This is a genomic window from Candidatus Pelagibacter sp. PS_37, from assembly GCF_059417825.1.
The window spans coordinates 332,179-347,786 of the sequence record NZ_CM182067.1 but is presented as its reverse complement, the minus strand read 5'-3'; the positions used below and the strand labels follow the sequence as shown (position 1 = coordinate 347,786).

The following is a 15,608-nucleotide window of genomic DNA, read 5'->3' as shown; positions in this document are numbered from 1 at the left end:
TTTTTATTATAGCGAAGCCTTAACTGCTGCAGCTAGTTTTTTAGCAGCATCAGATGAAGACATATTTGAATTGAAATGCTCAGTAACTACATCTTGAATAGCACCTTTTTGTGCAAGTCTTAATGCCATACCGTGAGCAAAACTTGGTAGTAATCCACCCTTAGAACCAGCAGTTTTTAAGTCTGCGTTTGATTTTTTAGCACACATATCAAACTCATCCATAGAAACATCTAATCTTGCAGGTATCGAACCTTTATAGATGTTGAAAACTTTTTGGAAGTTTTTTCCCATCATTAAGCTAGCAAGTAGTTTTTGACCTTCAACTTTATCTTTACCTTTAACTTTGTAGAAAATAAATGAGTCTACATTGTAAAGATATCCATTGTTAGATGGAGTTGGCGCACAGATATAATCTTTTCCTGGTGCCATGTTGTTAGCAGCAAATTCACCTTTTGCCCAATCACCCATGATTTGAAAAGCAGCTTTGCCTTCCATTACCATACCAGTAGCAACGTTCCAGTCTCTACCTGGAGAACCAGCATCAGTGTAACCTTTAAGTTTTCTCATTTGATCAAACACTTTAGTCATAGTTGATCCACCTAACGTAGCAGCATCTAAATCTACAAAAGCTTTTCTGTAGAAATCATTACCACCGACACCAAGAGCTACAGCTTCAAATACTGTTGCATCTTGCCAAGGTTGACTACCATGAGCTAAAGGAATAATTCCATTTGCTTGTAGTTTATCCGCAGCAGCATTAAACTCTGCCCAAGTAGAAGGCATTTTAATACCATTAGAATCTAGAACTTTTTTATTAGCCCAGATCCAGTCAATTCTGTGAATGTTTACAGGTGCAGCACAATACGCTTTACCATCATCACATTTCATATGACTAGCAACTTGCTTACTTAAAAGATTGTCCCAACCCTCTTTTTTTGCAACAGCATCAATATTGTAAGGTGCAACTACACCCTCTTCATCGTACTCTTGAATTGTAGGACCTTTAATTTGAGCTGCTGCTGGTGCATCGTTAGCAACTATTCTAGCTTTTAGTGTTTGCATTGCTGCATCTCCACCACCACCAGAAACAGGCATGTCTAACCAAACTCCATTTTGTGCAGCAAACTCATCTTGTAATACTTTTAAAGCTTTTGCTTCACCACCACCTGTCCACCAGTGCAATACCTCAGCCTTAGGTGCTGCAAATGAAACACTTGGAGTAAGAGCTAGAGCTATTAAAGCAACTATCAGTTTCTTCATTTTCATTTTATTTTCCTCTTTTTAGTTAATATAATTAATCGATCAATTAATTTAAAAAATTAACTTATTAAAAAAACAAAAAAACCTAAACAAAAAACTTTTTCTACAACCTAAGATTGATTTAATTATTTTTAAATTAAACTATGTTTTATTTGAATAAAAAATTTTATAAAAAAAATTTTTTCACTTTTTGATAGATATGAAAATTTAATAGCTTGATTTTCTACCTAATCTTGCCGCACCCCTAACTCCACTGGCATCTCCATATTTGGGTTTTAAGAAAACACCTTCATATTCTTTGCCTATAACATATTTTTTAGTTAAGTTTTCTATCTCATCAAAAAAATCTATTTCATTTGTAACACCACCACCAAATATAAAAACATCTGGGTCAAGAATATTAACTATAGTAGCTAAAGACATTGCAAGATTAGTCTTAAATTCCTCTATCATTTTTTCTGCATCTAATTCATGTCTTCTATAGAGTTCAAATATTTCATTAGCTTTCAAATTTTTTTTATACTTTTTATTAAATCTTTTAGCCAACCCTAATCCTGATACAAAACTTTCAACCTCTGCATCTCTTAGATTTAATGTCTTGAGCTCCTCTTTTTGGGCAGCTATAAATGGTAGTTGATTATGACCCCATTCCCCAGCAACACCATTAGGTCCTGAAACAATCTGTTTATCTATAACCAATCCACCTCCTGCACCAGATCCAAGAATAATTCCGTATACAATTTTATAATGTTTACCAGCACCATCTATTGCTTCAGATAATGCAAAACAATTTCCATCATTTTCACAAAAAACTTCTCTATTTAGAGCTTCACGAAGACTTTTTTGAAAAGGTTTTTTTTCAATCCAAACACAGTTAGGCGCATTTTTAACTAGTCCTGTTTGTGGAGAATGAACACCTGGATGACATACACCAACTGGTAATGTTTTATTATGTTTTTTTTCTAGCTCAACTACAACATCTTTTATGGTTTGAACTATTGAAATATAATCTTTTGGACAGTCTCTTCTACTTCTGTCAACTTCTTCACCATTATCTTTTAAAATGACACTTTCTATTTTTGTGGCACCAACGTCAAATCCAATTTGCATAATTAATATGTTGCTCTTCCACCACTTAAATCAAAAACTGCAGCAGTTGAAAAAGAATTCTCTTCTGCAGCTAACCAAGTAACTAATGACGCTAACTCATCAACTTTAGCAAATCTATTTCTTGGAATTTTTGATAACATATAATTTATATGTTCTTCAGTCATTTGATCGAAAATTCTAGTCTTAGCTGCTGCTGGCGTTACAGCATTAACGGCAATATTTTTATCAGCTAATTCTTTACCTAACGATTTTGTAAGTCCTATAACACCCGCTTTTGCAGTACTATATGCACTAGCATTTGGATTACCCTCTTTTCCTGCAATAGATGCAATATTTACTATTCTTCCATAATTATTCTTAATCATGTGAGGTGCTATTGCTTTACAGCAATAAAAAACTGAATTTAAATCTAAGTTCATTACTTTTAACCATTCATCATTTGGATAATTCCAAACTTGTGTATTTTTACCTGCCATTCCAGCATTATTAATAAAAATATCAATATTTTTTTCTTTGGTAATTTTTTCAATATTTTTTGTTATGTCACTGAAGTTAGTTACATCAACTATTTGATGACTACATTTTTCGGATGAAAGCTCTTTTAATGCTTCATCGACAGCTTTTTGATCGATATCCCAAATTATAACTTCAGCGCCTGATTCTAAAAACCTTTTTGTAATTGCAAAACCAAAACCTTGTGCACCACCTGTTACTATTGCTACTCTGCTCTTTAAATTATAATTATTCATAAATAAAAATTTTAATTAAGGATTTGTTTAATTCAACTTTATTTATTAGCCCTTAATACCCATGTGAGTATATTTAACATTTAGATAATCTTTGATAGCCATTGATCCACCTTCTCTTCCGTATCCACTCTGTTTTATCCCACCAAATGGTGCCTCAGCAACCGCAACAACTCCTGTATTAACTGCTACAGATCCAGTTTCTAATTTTTCTGATGCCAGATGAGCTGTTTCCATTGAATTAGTACAAACATAACTACATAAACCAAGGTCATTATTGTTAGCTCTTTTAATAACTTCATCAAAAGATTTAAATGACAACATTGGAACTAATGGTCCAAATGGTTCTTGTTTCATAATGGTAAAATCATCTTTTACATCATCAAAAATTGTTGGCTCATAATAAAAACCTTTATTAAAGCCTGCTGGTCTTTTTCCACCTAATAAAACTTTAGCACCTTCCTGCTTGGTTTTTTCAACCAACTCTTCAATTTCTTCCAATCTTTTTTGAGTTGTTAATGGACCTAATTGAGTGTCTGGATCCATTCCATTTCCAATTTTTAACTTTTTAGTTTTTTCGATAAATAAATTAATAAATTCTTCTTTTTTTGATTCATGGATGTAAAATCTATTAGGAGAAATACAGACTTGTCCATTATTTCTAAATTTTGCAGCGATAGCCATATCAGCTGCTTTTTTAACATCAGCATCATCAAAAACTATAAAAGGAGAATGACCACTTAACTCCATTGTTACTCTTTGAACTTTATCAGCAGCTTGTTTTAAAATTAATTTTCCAACTCTTAAAGATCCAGTAATTGAAATTTTTTTAACTATATCTGATTGAATTAATTGAGAGGCTATGCTTGGTGGATCGCCTGATAAAAGATTAACTGCTCCTGGTGGAACCCCACATTCTCTACAAATATCAACCAACTCCATTACTACACCAGGTGTAATTGTATCAGGTTTAATAATTACCGAACACCCTGCAGCAAGTGCAGTAGATATTTTTCTAGCTGCTAAAATAAGTGGAAAATTCCAAGGCGATAATGCTGCTACAACTCCAACTGGTTGATAATAAACATGAACTCTTGTGTCTTCAAATCTACTTTCAATAGTTTGTCCAAAAATTCTTTTTGTCTCTTCAGCATTCCATTCAAAAATGTCTGCTGCTCCGTTTGTTTCACCAACACCTTCTGCTAAAGGTTTTCCATTTTCTAAAGTCATCCATTTAGCTAATAAATCTTTTTTCTCTCGAAGTTTATCTGCTATACGTCTAAGAATATAAGATCTGTCCCAGGGTGTTGTTTTTTTCCAGATTTGTAATCCTTTTTCAGCTGACTTTAATGCTTTATCAACATCAACAGATGTTGCTTTAGAAGCATGACCTAAAATTTCTTCTGTTGCTGGATTGATAACCTCATAAGTTCCCTTGTCTGCTGAAGGAGACCAGTTACCATCAATAAATTGTCCAAATTTTTCGTACATAATTTATAAATTTTTACTACTTTTATCCTAAAGATCAAAGTTTTGGAAACATTATACCTTCTAATTTATCACCATTTTTATAGCCATTAGCTTCCATAATAGACCTTTCCTCTCTTGCCCATTCTCCCCTATAAATAATCTGCGAATTTTCTTTTGCCATTCTTAATGTGTAACGATGTATATCTCTATTTGGTATAACGGTATCTAATCCTCCATGTAATGTTCTAATATCGAAATAAATACAATCCCCAATATCTAGATCCCACTGCAAAAACTCATAATCATTTTTATTTTTTAATATATCGGGAGTTAATTCATATTTTTTTCCATTAACAATCCCTGGTTCACCATCAACTTCATGGCCGTCATTAAACCGCGTTCTTAGGAATAATTTATCCCACAAATGAGAACCTTTAACCCATGCTATACCATCCTCTTTTTTTATTGGTTCAAGTGGTATCCACAAAACACACATAGATCCTTCAAAATCAAAATATGATATATCGTGATGAAAAGGGGGTAATGATTTTGACCCTGCTTCTCTAAAAAACCAATTATCCATTACTAAATTAATTTTTTTTGCTTCCAAAAGTTCTGCTGCAATTTTTGCAGTAGGAGATTTAAACACGAAATCTCTAAATTCTTCATGCAAATCCCAAGTCCAAAAATCCTCATAATATCCAGGTTGATTTTGATCTTTAGTATGATTTACAAATCGAGGACTAGGGTTTTCTTTGGCTTTATTAATCCCTGTTTTTAACCTGTCAATCCATGCGTTATCAAATTTACCCTTGATTAAGACAGCTCCATCTTTTTTAAATAGATCCAGTTCTGATTTGGTAATAATTTTGCTCATATATTATTATTATAATATAATGTAATAAATATAAGATGAAATTACTAAGTGATACTTTTGGAAGAAAATTTCCCTACATAAGATTATCAATTACAGATGTATGTAATTACAGTTGTACCTATTGTTTGCCACAAGGATATAAAAAGACACCTGGTGACACGAGAAGTTTTATGTCTGCAGAAGAAATATCCAGATTGACAAAAGCATTGTCTGAATTGGGTGTTTGTAAAATTAGATTAACTGGTGGAGAACCAACAGTTAGAAAAGACTTTTTTGATATCTTAAAAGATATGAAGCAAAATTCCAATATACCCAAAGTAACAATGACAACTAATGGTTATCGTTTAAACAAAATTGCAGAACAATTATTTGAAGCTGGTTTAGATGGAATAAATATTAGTATTGACAGTTTAAATAGAGAAACTTTTAAAAAACTAACAGGACATGACAGGCTTAATGAAATTTTAGAAGGCATAAAGATTTTACAAAAACTAGATTTTAAAAATATAAAAATTAATGCCGTTTTACTCAAAGGTATTAATGATACCTATGAAAAATTTGAAAAATTTGGAAATTTCATAAAAGATAACAATATTGATTTTAGATTTATAGAATTGATGCAAACTGGTGATAATTTAGAATATTTTAAAAAAAATCATGTTTCCTCTAAATTATTCAAAGATTATTTAGAGAAAAATAACTGGATACCGCAAACTTATGGGAAAGATGCGGGCCCTTCATTAAATTTTATACATCCAAATTTTAAGGGTAAATTTGGATTAATTGCTCCTTATACTAAAGATTTTTGCCAAACTTGTAATAGATTAAGAGTTACCTCTAGAGGAGATCTAAGATTATGTTTATTTGGGAATACTGGAATTAGCATCAGACATCTATTGCAAGATGATACTCAAAAAGATGAGCTTGTTGATCTTATCATAAAACAATTGCATCTTAAAAAAGAGTCACATTATTTAGAGCTTGGAGATACTGGAATTACTCCAAATTTATCTAGTACTGGAGGATAAATGACAAACTTAAAAGTGATAAACGAGGAAAAATTAAAAGACTGGGCTAAAGAAATTTTTAAAAAAAATTCTTTTAACATGATTGATGTTTCATCAAAAAAAGAAACATTTAGAAGAGCGTTAGCTTCTGGAAGAATTTATGTAGGAAAAGAAGTTTTTAATCTAATTAGAAATAAAGAAATGCCTAAAGGTGATCCGATCACTTTAGCTGAAGTTTCAGCAATTTTAGGTGTTAAAAAAACTAGTGAATTAATTCCATTATGTCACCCACTTCCAATAGATCATACTGCAACAAAAATTATCATGCATGAAGATGATAGCTCTTTAGAGGTTTTTTGTGTTGTGTCAGCTGTTGCAAAAACTGGTGTAGAAATGGAAGCTATTATGGGTGTTAATGCTGCATTAATTACAATCTATGATCTTAGTAAAATTGTAAACCCACATCTTAAAATTGATAATGTGAAATTATTAATTAAAGAGGGTGGAAAAAGTGGTCTATGGATCAATCCTGACGGACTACCAGAGTTTTTAAAAGATATTTTTTAAACATGAAAATTAAACTTGAGTTATTTGGAGCAAGTAGAGATTTTAGCAATAAAGATTACTTAGAATTTGATATTAAAGAAAAAATTGAAATCAAAGATTTAAGGAGAGAAATCATAGATTACTTGGATATTAATTTTAAAGGTAATGAAGATTTTATAAAAATAGTTAAAAGCTCTGCTTTTTGCTCTGAAGATAATAATATTGTTAATGATAATTTTAAAATTACAAAAGATCAAAAAATTGGGATTATACCTCCAATAGGTGGTGGCTGATGTTACATGCAAAAATTATTGATATTGAAAAAAATAAAATAAAAACTTCTGATGCAGAAGCATTTATAAAATCCTCCTCATATGGTGCATCAATTATTTTTAATGGCACAGTCAGAAACATTAATGAAAATAAAGAAGTTATTGGTATAACTTATGATAGTCATGACGAACTAGTATTAAAAAGTTTTGAGGAGATTTATAAAGAAACAACTGAAAAACTTAAAATTATAGATAAAGCAGTCTTTATAGAGCATATAAAGGGCTATGTGGGGCTTGGAGAAACTAGTATAATTATCGCTGTTGCCTGCAAACATAGAGATGAAGCTTACGTATTATCTAGGTATATAATTGAAGAAATCAAAAAAAGATCACCAATTTGGAAAAAAGAACATTATAAAAATGATCAAAGTGAATGGTTAAAGGGTAATCCTATTAAAAATGAAAAAATATAAACATTCAGAAATTACACCAGAATTAATTTACAATAAAAGAAGAAAATTTATTAAATCAATTGGGCTTGGTGTTGGTTCAATATCTTTAAGCAGTATACCATTCTTAAACAATGCTTATTCACAAAGTAAAACTAAGCTAACATCATATGAAGATATTACGACGTATAACAATTATTATGAATTTGGTACCAGTAAAAGTGATCCTTATAGAAATTCACAAGAATTTGTTACTAAACCTTGGAGTGTAACTATTGAAGGGGAAGTAGAAAATCCAGTTACAATTTCAGCTGAAGAAATAATTTCTTTATTTCCTTCGGAAGAAAGAATCTACAAACTAAGGTGTGTTGAGGGTTGGTCAATGGTTATCCCTTGGATGGGATTTTCTCTTAGCAAATTACTTAATAAAGTATCAATAAAAAATACAGCAAAGTTTGTTGAGTTTGAAAGTGTTTATGATCCTGAACAAATGAAAGGTCAAAGATACCCTGTTCTAAATTGGCCATATAGAGAAGGTCTAAGAATTGATGAGGCGATGCATCCCATAACAACAGTTGTTACAGGGGTTTATGGAAAGGCATTGCCCAATCAGAATGGAGCTCCATTAAGAATTTTCGTTCCTTGGAAATATGGTTTTAAAAGTGCAAAAGCAATTGTTAAAATAAAATTAGTTGAAAATATGCCTACCTCATCTTGGATGAGATCGTCCCCAAGAGAATATGGGTTTTATTCAAATGTTAATCCAAACGTATCACATCCTAGGTGGTCACAAGCCACAGAACGTATCATAGGTGAAGGTATTTTAGCTCCTAGAATTGAGACTGAAATGTTTAATGGGTATGGTGATGAAGTTGCACATTTATATTCAGGTATGGATTTAAAGAAAAACTTTTAGATACATAAATTTGTTTTATAAAGCATGCAGAAATATATAAAAATACCAATTTTCTTTTTTTGTTTACTGCCAATATTAATCATTGTTTATCAAATTATTTTTAATCAATTAGGTCCGGAACCTGTGAAAAAAATAACACATGTAACTGGTGAGTGGACACTTCGTTTTATCATAATCACTCTTGCAATGACTCCTTTAAAAAAATTTACTAAATTAAATTTTTGGATTAGCTATAGGAGAATGTTTGGCTTGTTTGTTTTTTTTTATGCATCAGCACACATGATGACATATGTTGGAATAGATTATCGTTTTGATTGGTCTAGTATTGGTGATGATATTATAAAAAAGAAATTTATATTTGCTGGATTTTTAGCTTGGCTTTTATTAGTGCCACTTGCTCTTACTTCATCTAAACGAATGATAAGGTTATTGAGAGACAAGTGGAAAAAACTACACAAGCTTGTTTATATAATTTCTTTATTAGGAATTATTCACTACTTATGGTTAGTTAAAGTAGTTACAGTTGAACCTTTGATTTATCTTATTATTATAGTAATTTTACTTACACTAAGAGTTAAAATGAAATTTAATTAATTAATTGATTTTTTTTCAGGAACGCAAATCTCAGATCTTGTTAAAAATCTTCTGCCAGTTCCATTATCAAGTGAAAACATTCCACCCATACCTTGAATGCAATCAATAATTAAATCTGTATTTTTCCATGCTTCATGTTGAGTTTCACTTATGTAAAAAAGATCCATTAATTATATTATTATTTTCTACTTAAGATTGAATATAGTCTACATCTTGTGCTTAATTGAAATGTGTCTAATAATTTAGTTATGGATAATAATATAAAAAAAGAATTACAGTCTGCTACATTTGAAAGATTGCTCAAACATCTAGATGAACGAAAAGATGTTCAAAATATAGATATTATGAACCTTGCTGGCTTTTGCAGAAACTGTTTATCAAAATGGTATCGAGAAGAAGCAGAGAAAAAAGGTATTGAAATTTCAGACTTAGATGCACGTGAGCATGTTTATGGTATGCCTTATACTGAGTGGAAAGAAAAATATCAAAAATAATTATTTTTCTTTAAGCCTTGGAAAAAGTTCTACAAAATTACAAGGTTTATGATTTATATCTAACTGATGTTTTAAAATTCCATCCCAGGCATCCGTTACTCCCCCTGAAGAACCTGGCAAAGCAAATACATATTTGCCATTAGCTAGTACTGCACAAGCTCTAGATTGAATGGCAGATGTACCAACTGTTTTTAAACTTATTGTTCTAAACACCTCTCCAAAACCTGGAATATGCTTGTCAGCTATCTCGTTTACTGCCTCTGGTGTAATATCTCGACCTGTAAGCCCAGTGCCCCCTGTTGTAATTACAACATCTATTTCTGATTGATTAATCCAATCTTTAAGGATTTTAATGATGTCATCTTTGTTATCTTTACAAATTTTTCTATCTATTAATTTATGTTTAGCCTCTTCTATTTTTTTTACTAAGATCGCACCGGACTTATCGTTCTCAAAAGTTCTGGTGTCCGTAACAGTTAAAAGTGCTATATTTACAATCATAAATTTAAAATAATTATTATGATTATATTATCATTTTTATTTCTTCTAACAGCAACTTTATATTCAAGTGTTGGCTTTGGTGGTGGCTCTACCTATCTAGCCCTTCTATTAATTTGGGATATTCCTTACTTGATCTTTCCTGTAATTGCTCTCTTTTGTAATATTATTGTCGTATCAGGAAATTGTATAAATTATATTAAAGCTGGAAATATCAATTTTAAGATCCTTACCCCATATTTGATATCATCTGTGCCACTTGCATTCATAGGAGGATCTTTATCGGTAGATAAAGAAATTTTTGAAATTTTACTTTTTTTAGTCTTAGCACTAGCAGGAGTTCTACTTCTCATGAAATTTCAATCTTTTGATCAAAAAATTGAAGTTTATAACAAGATACCAAAAATATTATCGATATTAATTGGTGCATCTGTTGGATTTGTGTCTGGTGTAGTTGGAATTGGTGGTGGAATTTTCTTAAGCCCTATATTGTTATTAATTAGAGTAGATAAAGCAAAAAACATTGCAACAGCAGCATCATTATTCATACTGATTAATTCTTTATCAGGACTTGCTGGCCAATTTACAAAGGCATCAACAATAAATGGAATTTATGATTATTGGCCATTATTTCTGTTTGTTTTAATAGGCGGCCAGCTTGGAAACTATTTAAATCTTAAAATTTTTCCTGCAAGAATATTAGCTCTAGTCACATCGGGACTTGTCATATTTGTCGCTATTCGAATGGGACTGAAGTTGTTTGCATAACAGAAGTATTAAATTATTATAGAAAGATTATGAAAACATTTAGAGCATTTGGACCCACTATAGGAAAAACAAAGTTATCCAAAAAAATTATTACTATATTAAATAATCACGTTGATAAGTCCCAATTATCTAAAAAAAATGATTATAGCCCTAAACTTGCAAGTCAAATTAAGAATGAAATTAAGATACCTAAAACTTTAATTAATAAGAGTTTGTCTAAAAAATTAATAAAAAATATTAAAGTTTACCTTGATAAGTCAGGTGTTAAAAAAATTAAAGAAATTAAGATAATAAATCTATGGGTGGTTAGGCAATTAAAAAATGAATATAATCCAATTCATTATCATGAAGGACAACTGTCAGGTGTTGGCTATCTTAAAATCCCAAAAAATATGAATCAAAATAAACTAGTTAAGAATAAAAAGATTAAAACTAATGGAACTATTGATTTTATTAATGGTCAAAAAAACTTTTTAAGTAAAAGTATCTATAATTTAAACCCTAAATTAGGAGACCTATTGATTTTTCCAAATTATTTAATGCACACAGCTTATCCATTTAACGTTGATGGTGAGAGAAGATCCTTCTCATTTAATGCTAAAATATTATTCAAGAAGTGATTTACTAATCAGTCTAATAGATATATAAATAGTTAACCGATTTGATCCATATTGCAGGTACTAACTGCTAAAAAGGAAATCATTATATAATTGGTAAAGGTAGTTGAACTGTATTGTGCACCTGGCATAGAGCTAAGGCACTAAAAAAGTAAGGAATAAAAATGGATATTAATTTTTTTAAAACAACACGAATTTTAGATGGTGGTATGGGACAAGAATTGTTAGCTCGTGGTATGAAGCCAAACGGCACATTGTGGAGTGCAAATGCTGTTTTAAAAGAAGAATACCATCAACTCTTACTAGACACACATTTAGACTTTATTAAAGCGGGTGCTGAAGTTATTGTTACAGCAACCTTTACTACAAGACGAATAAGATTACGTGATAATAAAATTGAAGATAAGTTTGAATACTTAAACAAAAAAGCTGGTGAAATAGCTAAGAAAGCTAAAGAACAATATCCTAATGTGTTAATTGCAGGCGGTCTTCCACCTCAATATTTAACATACGAAGAAGATACAAGACCAGATGATGAAATTAAGCAAAACTTTTATGATCAAGCAAAATTATTAGATCCTTATATTGATTTTTTTTACTTAGATGTTTTATCTAGTGTAAAAGAGTTTAAATTAGCAATTGAAGCAATTGAAGAATTTAATAAGCCATACTTAATAGGTGCTCACATTTCTGAGGGAATAAATCTTCCAAGTGGTGAAAAAATATCAGATATTATTAACAATATTAATCATAATAATTTACTAGGATTAATTTTATCCTGTGTTTCTCCTGAAAACTTTTATGAAAATTTAGAAGAAGTAAAAAATTTAGGTGTTCCATTTGGATTTAAGCTTAATGCTTTTGTGACAACTAATCCTAAAGATGGTTATACTAATAGTTATAATGTCAGTAAAACTGGTAACCCAAATGAATTTTTGGGTCAAAGAAAAGATTTAACACCTGAATTGATGGCAAATTTTGTTAAAAAATTTAAAAATGCTGGTGCTACTATTTTAGGTGGATGTTGCGAAACGAGACCTTCTCATATTAAAGAAATGGTTCAGTTTAAGTAGTCTTTTTTTGATCTGCTTTTTTAACAAAGTAAATTCCAACAACGACTGCTAATAAAGATAATAAAATTTTAGGTGTTATTATTTCTTTTAAAAAAATATAACTCAATATAGTACCGAATATTGGAATTAAGTAAGAGACTTGTGATTGAAATATAAGACCATTATCTTTTAGAATTTTAAATCTTAGCAACCAAGCAACACCTGTTGAAACCATTCCTAGATAAACTACTGATATTGTAGATTCAACGCTTGGAACCGAGTTCCATGGTTTTTCAATAAAATAAACAAATGGTATTAAGATTAGGACAGCCCAAATTAATATAGAGCCTGTTACATTTTCATTCTTTTTCTTACTAATTTTAAGAGTTAAAACTCCTCCAATAACATAACAAGTTGACCCAAGTAATATTAATAACGCAGAAATAAAATTACTATCATTTATTAATAGATTATCTGAAAACAAATAAATAATTCCTGAAAAACCAATTAGTATTCCAAAAGTTTTAACTAAATTGAACTTTTCATTTTTTGTATAAAAGTGACCCAATATTGTTGAACTCAAGGGTGTTGTTGACATTAAGATTGCTGCCAAATTACTTTGTACAGATTTCACACCGTAAGCTATTAAGAAAAAAGGTAATACCAAATTGACAAATCCTATTATAGCAAACCAATACCAATCTTTGGAAAATGCTTCAATCTTAATTTTTTTATAAAAGCATAATAATAATACTGGAATTGATCCAAAAAAAACTCTCAAGAATGCAATCATAATTGGTCCAAAAGATTCTGTTGCAATTTTGATATTAAAAAAAGCTGATGCCCATATTAAAGCTAAAACTACTAATAATGTATAATCAATTAATCTAGGTTGTCTCATTCAATTATATCTTCAACTTTTCCATTCGTAATCTTTTGAATATCGTTATAGTTTGTTTTAAATACACAGTTTGGATGTCCTGCTGCAGCAAACAATTCATTAAACCTTTCTAAAGAATTGTCTATTATAATTTCAATTCTCTCTAAATGCCCAACAGGTGAGACACCCCCTATTGTATAGCCCGTTTGTGTCTTAACTTCTTCTGGTGATGCCATTGAAATATCTTTTTTATCTTTAACTTTTTTTAGTTTATTTAATGAACACCTCTTATCGCCTGCTACTAAGCATAATATAAAAGTATTTTCCGCTTTAAATAATAAGCTTTTGACAATTGCACCTACATCACAAGCTAAAGCTGTTGCTGCATCCTGTGCTGTTCTTGCTGAATTTTCTAAAACTATTACCTCTAAGGAGTGGTCAAAGTTTTTAAGAAATTTTTCAGCTCTTTTAACAGGTTCTTTATCTAATAAGCTCATATTTCAACTAATAATTGATTGATAATTTAACAAATAATGTTGTAATTCATATGTAAAAAACGCATAGGTGATATTTATTATTCAAGCAATATTATTAAAGAAACATTTGTTATTAATTGACCACAAAATTTAAAAAAGGAGAAACTATGACTGCTGCCAATGTTCTAAAATTCATGAAGGAAAAAGAAGTTGAATTTGTTGATTTAAGATTTACTGACCCTCGAGGAAAACTTCAACATTTAACAATGGATCACACTATCGTTGATGAAGAAATGTTAAATGAAGGTGTATTTTTTGATGGTTCATCTATTGCTGGTTGGAAGGCAATTAACGAGTCTGACATGATTTTAATACCTGATACTTCTAGAATGATTATGGACCCTTTTACATCTCATAATACTCTAATCCTTTTTTGTGATATTTTAGATGCTGTTAAAAGATCTCTTTATGAGAGAGACCCAAGAGGAACAGCTAAAAAGGCAGAAGCATATTTAAAAAAATCTGGCATTGGTGATAAAGCTTTTTTTGGTCCTGAACCTGAATTTTTTGTTTTTGATGATGTTAGAATTAATAATGATCCAAACAACACTGGTTTTAAAATAGATAGTAAAGAAGGTCCTTATAATTCTGGAACAGAGTATGCAAATGGAAATATGGGTCATAGACCTCCAGTAAAAGGTGGTTACTTTCCAGTCCCTCCAGTTGATAGTGAACAAGATATGAGAGGTGAATACTTAAAAAGTTTAAAAGAGGTAGGTATTAAAGTTGAAAAACATCACCATGAAGTAGCACCAAGTCAACATGAACTTGGTATGTACTTTGGAACACTTGTTGATCAAGCTGATAATGTTCAATTATATAAATATGTAGTTCAAATGGTTACACATTCATTTGGAAAAACAGCAACTTTTATGCCAAAGCCGATTGCAGGAGATAACGGTTCAGGTATGCACATTCATCAATCAATTTGGAAAGACGACAAACCAGTTTTTTCTGGTGATGCTTATGCAGGGTTATCTGAAACAGCACTTCACTATATTGGTGGTATTTTGAAACATGCAAAAGCAATTAATGCTTTTTCAAATGCTACAACAAATAGTTACAAAAGATTAATTCCAGGTTTTGAAGCCCCTGTTCTGCTTGCCTACTCTGCAAGAAATAGATCTGCTTCATGTCGTATACCAATTTCATTAAGTAAAAATGGTGCAAGATGTGAAATAAGATTTCCTGATGCTTCAGGAAATCCTTATTTAACTTTTGCTGCTATGCTTATGGCTGGTTTAGACGGAATTAAAAATAAAATACATCCAGGTGAATCTTTTGATAAAGATCTTTATGAATTACCTCCAGAAGAAGTTAAAAACATTCCGACTGTTTGTGGATCATTAAGAGAAGCAATGGAAAGTTTAGATAAAGATAGAGAATTTTTAACTGAAGGTGGTGTATTTACTGATGATCAAATTGATGCTTACATTGCATTAAAATTTGAAGAGATACATAGATTTGAACACGCACCTCATCCTGTAGAGTTTGAGATGTATTACAGCAGTTAAGA

General features: G+C 30.6%; 19 protein-coding genes, 1 pseudogene and 1 riboswitch. Of the genes and pseudogenes, 11 read left to right on the top strand and 9 right to left on the bottom strand.

Going from position 1 to position 15,608, the window contains the following annotated elements; genetic code table 11:
• Positions 1 to 6: 6 nt before the first annotated feature.
• The 5 genes from AC5SL9_RS01840 to AC5SL9_RS01820 form a co-directional block, all read right to left on the bottom strand.
• Complete coding sequence (locus tag AC5SL9_RS01840) at positions 7 to 1,266, bottom strand: ABC transporter substrate-binding protein (protein WP_006997146.1); 1,260 nt, start codon at positions 1,264 to 1,266, stop codon at positions 7 to 9.
• 201 nt (positions 1,267 to 1,467) lie between these two features.
• Positions 1,468 to 2,370 carry an ROK family protein gene (locus tag AC5SL9_RS01835; protein WP_494574244.1) on the bottom strand — a complete coding sequence of 301 codons (903 nt, stop codon included), beginning with the start codon at positions 2,368 to 2,370 and terminating at the stop codon, positions 1,468 to 1,470.
• Between the two features lie 2 nt (positions 2,371 to 2,372).
• Positions 2,373 to 3,119 (bottom strand): SDR family NAD(P)-dependent oxidoreductase, encoded by a 747-nt coding sequence (locus AC5SL9_RS01830; RefSeq protein WP_494574243.1) that lies wholly within the window; start codon positions 3,117 to 3,119, stop codon positions 2,373 to 2,375.
• A gap of 45 nt (positions 3,120 to 3,164) precedes the next feature.
• Positions 3,165 to 4,607 (bottom strand): NAD-dependent succinate-semialdehyde dehydrogenase, encoded by a 1,443-nt coding sequence (locus tag AC5SL9_RS01825; RefSeq protein WP_494574242.1) that lies wholly within the window; start codon positions 4,605 to 4,607, stop codon positions 3,165 to 3,167.
• Between the two features lie 34 nt (positions 4,608 to 4,641).
• Positions 4,642 to 5,463, bottom strand: a complete 822-nt coding sequence (locus AC5SL9_RS01820; protein ID WP_494574241.1) for a phytanoyl-CoA dioxygenase family protein — start codon at positions 5,461 to 5,463, stop codon at positions 4,642 to 4,644.
• Positions 5,464 to 5,498: 35 nt separating this feature from the next.
• Here AC5SL9_RS01820 and moaA point away from each other — a divergent pair, with 35 nt between their 5' ends.
• From moaA to msrQ, 6 genes are read left to right on the top strand one after another with little or no spacing between them, the layout of a single operon-like run.
• Positions 5,499 to 6,491: a GTP 3',8-cyclase MoaA gene (moaA, locus tag AC5SL9_RS01815; RefSeq protein WP_494574240.1), complete on the top strand. Its 993-nt coding sequence runs from the start codon at positions 5,499 to 5,501 to the stop codon at positions 6,489 to 6,491.
• Positions 6,492 to 7,037 (top strand): cyclic pyranopterin monophosphate synthase MoaC, encoded by a 546-nt coding sequence (gene moaC / locus AC5SL9_RS01810; protein WP_020169256.1) that lies wholly within the window; start codon positions 6,492 to 6,494, stop codon positions 7,035 to 7,037. It abuts the gene before it with no gap.
• A gap of 2 nt (positions 7,038 to 7,039) precedes the next feature.
• Positions 7,040 to 7,309, top strand: a complete 270-nt coding sequence (locus AC5SL9_RS01805; RefSeq protein ID WP_020169255.1) for a hypothetical protein — start codon at positions 7,040 to 7,042, stop codon at positions 7,307 to 7,309.
• Positions 7,309 to 7,761, top strand: a complete 453-nt coding sequence (locus tag AC5SL9_RS01800) for a molybdopterin synthase catalytic subunit (RefSeq protein WP_494574239.1) — start codon at positions 7,309 to 7,311, stop codon at positions 7,759 to 7,761. The genes AC5SL9_RS01805 and AC5SL9_RS01800 overlap by 1 nt, the downstream gene beginning before the upstream one ends.
• Positions 7,748 to 8,653 (top strand): protein-methionine-sulfoxide reductase catalytic subunit MsrP, encoded by a 906-nt coding sequence (gene msrP, locus AC5SL9_RS01795; RefSeq protein WP_494574238.1) that lies wholly within the window; start codon positions 7,748 to 7,750, stop codon positions 8,651 to 8,653. Before AC5SL9_RS01800 ends, msrP begins: the two co-directional genes overlap by 14 nt.
• 24 nt (positions 8,654 to 8,677) lie before the next feature.
• Positions 8,678 to 9,247 (top strand): protein-methionine-sulfoxide reductase heme-binding subunit MsrQ, encoded by a 570-nt coding sequence (gene msrQ / locus AC5SL9_RS01790; RefSeq protein WP_494574237.1) that lies wholly within the window; start codon positions 8,678 to 8,680, stop codon positions 9,245 to 9,247.
• On the opposite strand, the pseudogene AC5SL9_RS01785 reads toward msrQ, so the two are convergent.
• Positions 9,244 to 9,405 (bottom strand): annotated as a pseudogene (locus AC5SL9_RS01785) (DUF779 domain-containing protein); the annotation flags it as partial. The gene msrQ and the pseudogene AC5SL9_RS01785 overlap by 4 nt on opposite strands.
• A 90-nt stretch (positions 9,406 to 9,495) precedes the next feature.
• Between AC5SL9_RS01785 and AC5SL9_RS01780 the strand changes: the two are divergent.
• Complete coding sequence (locus AC5SL9_RS01780; RefSeq protein WP_271616996.1) at positions 9,496 to 9,741, top strand: DUF1244 domain-containing protein; 246 nt, start codon at positions 9,496 to 9,498, stop codon at positions 9,739 to 9,741.
• On the opposite strand, the gene AC5SL9_RS01775 is transcribed toward AC5SL9_RS01780, so the two are convergent.
• Positions 9,742 to 10,242, bottom strand: coding sequence for a molybdenum cofactor synthesis domain-containing protein (locus AC5SL9_RS01775; RefSeq protein ID WP_018413982.1), 501 nt, complete (start codon positions 10,240 to 10,242; stop codon positions 9,742 to 9,744). It abuts the gene before it with no gap.
• An 18-nt stretch (positions 10,243 to 10,260) separates the two neighbouring features.
• Here AC5SL9_RS01775 and AC5SL9_RS01770 point away from each other — a divergent pair, with 18 nt between their 5' ends.
• The 3 genes from AC5SL9_RS01770 to AC5SL9_RS01760 all read left to right on the top strand — a co-directional run bounded on the left by AC5SL9_RS01770 (position 10,261) and on the right by AC5SL9_RS01760 (position 12,697).
• Positions 10,261 to 11,007 carry a sulfite exporter TauE/SafE family protein gene (locus AC5SL9_RS01770; RefSeq protein WP_271627128.1) on the top strand — a complete coding sequence of 249 codons (747 nt, stop codon included), beginning with the start codon at positions 10,261 to 10,263 and terminating at the stop codon, positions 11,005 to 11,007.
• Positions 11,008 to 11,036: 29 nt separating this feature from the next.
• Complete coding sequence (locus AC5SL9_RS01765; RefSeq protein ID WP_494574236.1) at positions 11,037 to 11,627, top strand: 2OG-Fe(II) oxygenase family protein; 591 nt, start codon at positions 11,037 to 11,039, stop codon at positions 11,625 to 11,627.
• Positions 11,628 to 11,715: 88 nt separating this feature from the next.
• A riboswitch (SAM riboswitch) is annotated at positions 11,716 to 11,779 on the top strand.
• Between the two features lie 9 nt (positions 11,780 to 11,788).
• Positions 11,789 to 12,697 carry a homocysteine S-methyltransferase family protein gene (locus AC5SL9_RS01760; protein WP_494574235.1) on the top strand — a complete coding sequence of 303 codons (909 nt, stop codon included), beginning with the start codon at positions 11,789 to 11,791 and terminating at the stop codon, positions 12,695 to 12,697.
• On the opposite strand, the gene AC5SL9_RS01755 is transcribed toward AC5SL9_RS01760, so the two are convergent.
• Both AC5SL9_RS01755 and AC5SL9_RS01750 read right to left on the bottom strand, forming a co-directional pair.
• Positions 12,690 to 13,577, bottom strand: coding sequence for a DMT family transporter (locus tag AC5SL9_RS01755; protein ID WP_494574234.1), 888 nt, complete (start codon positions 13,575 to 13,577; stop codon positions 12,690 to 12,692). The genes AC5SL9_RS01760 and AC5SL9_RS01755 overlap by 8 nt on opposite strands.
• A complete protein-coding gene (locus AC5SL9_RS01750; protein WP_494574233.1) occupies positions 13,574 to 14,053 on the bottom strand; it encodes a YbaK/EbsC family protein in 480 nt (159 codons plus the stop codon). The genes AC5SL9_RS01755 and AC5SL9_RS01750 overlap by 4 nt, the downstream gene beginning before the upstream one ends.
• A 146-nt stretch (positions 14,054 to 14,199) precedes the next feature.
• Between AC5SL9_RS01750 and glnA the strand changes: the two genes are divergently transcribed.
• On the top strand, positions 14,200 to 15,606 hold the full coding sequence (gene glnA, locus AC5SL9_RS01745) for a type I glutamate--ammonia ligase (protein WP_494574384.1): 1,407 nt from the start codon (positions 14,200 to 14,202) through the stop codon (positions 15,604 to 15,606).
• Positions 15,607 to 15,608 lie beyond the last annotated feature (2 nt).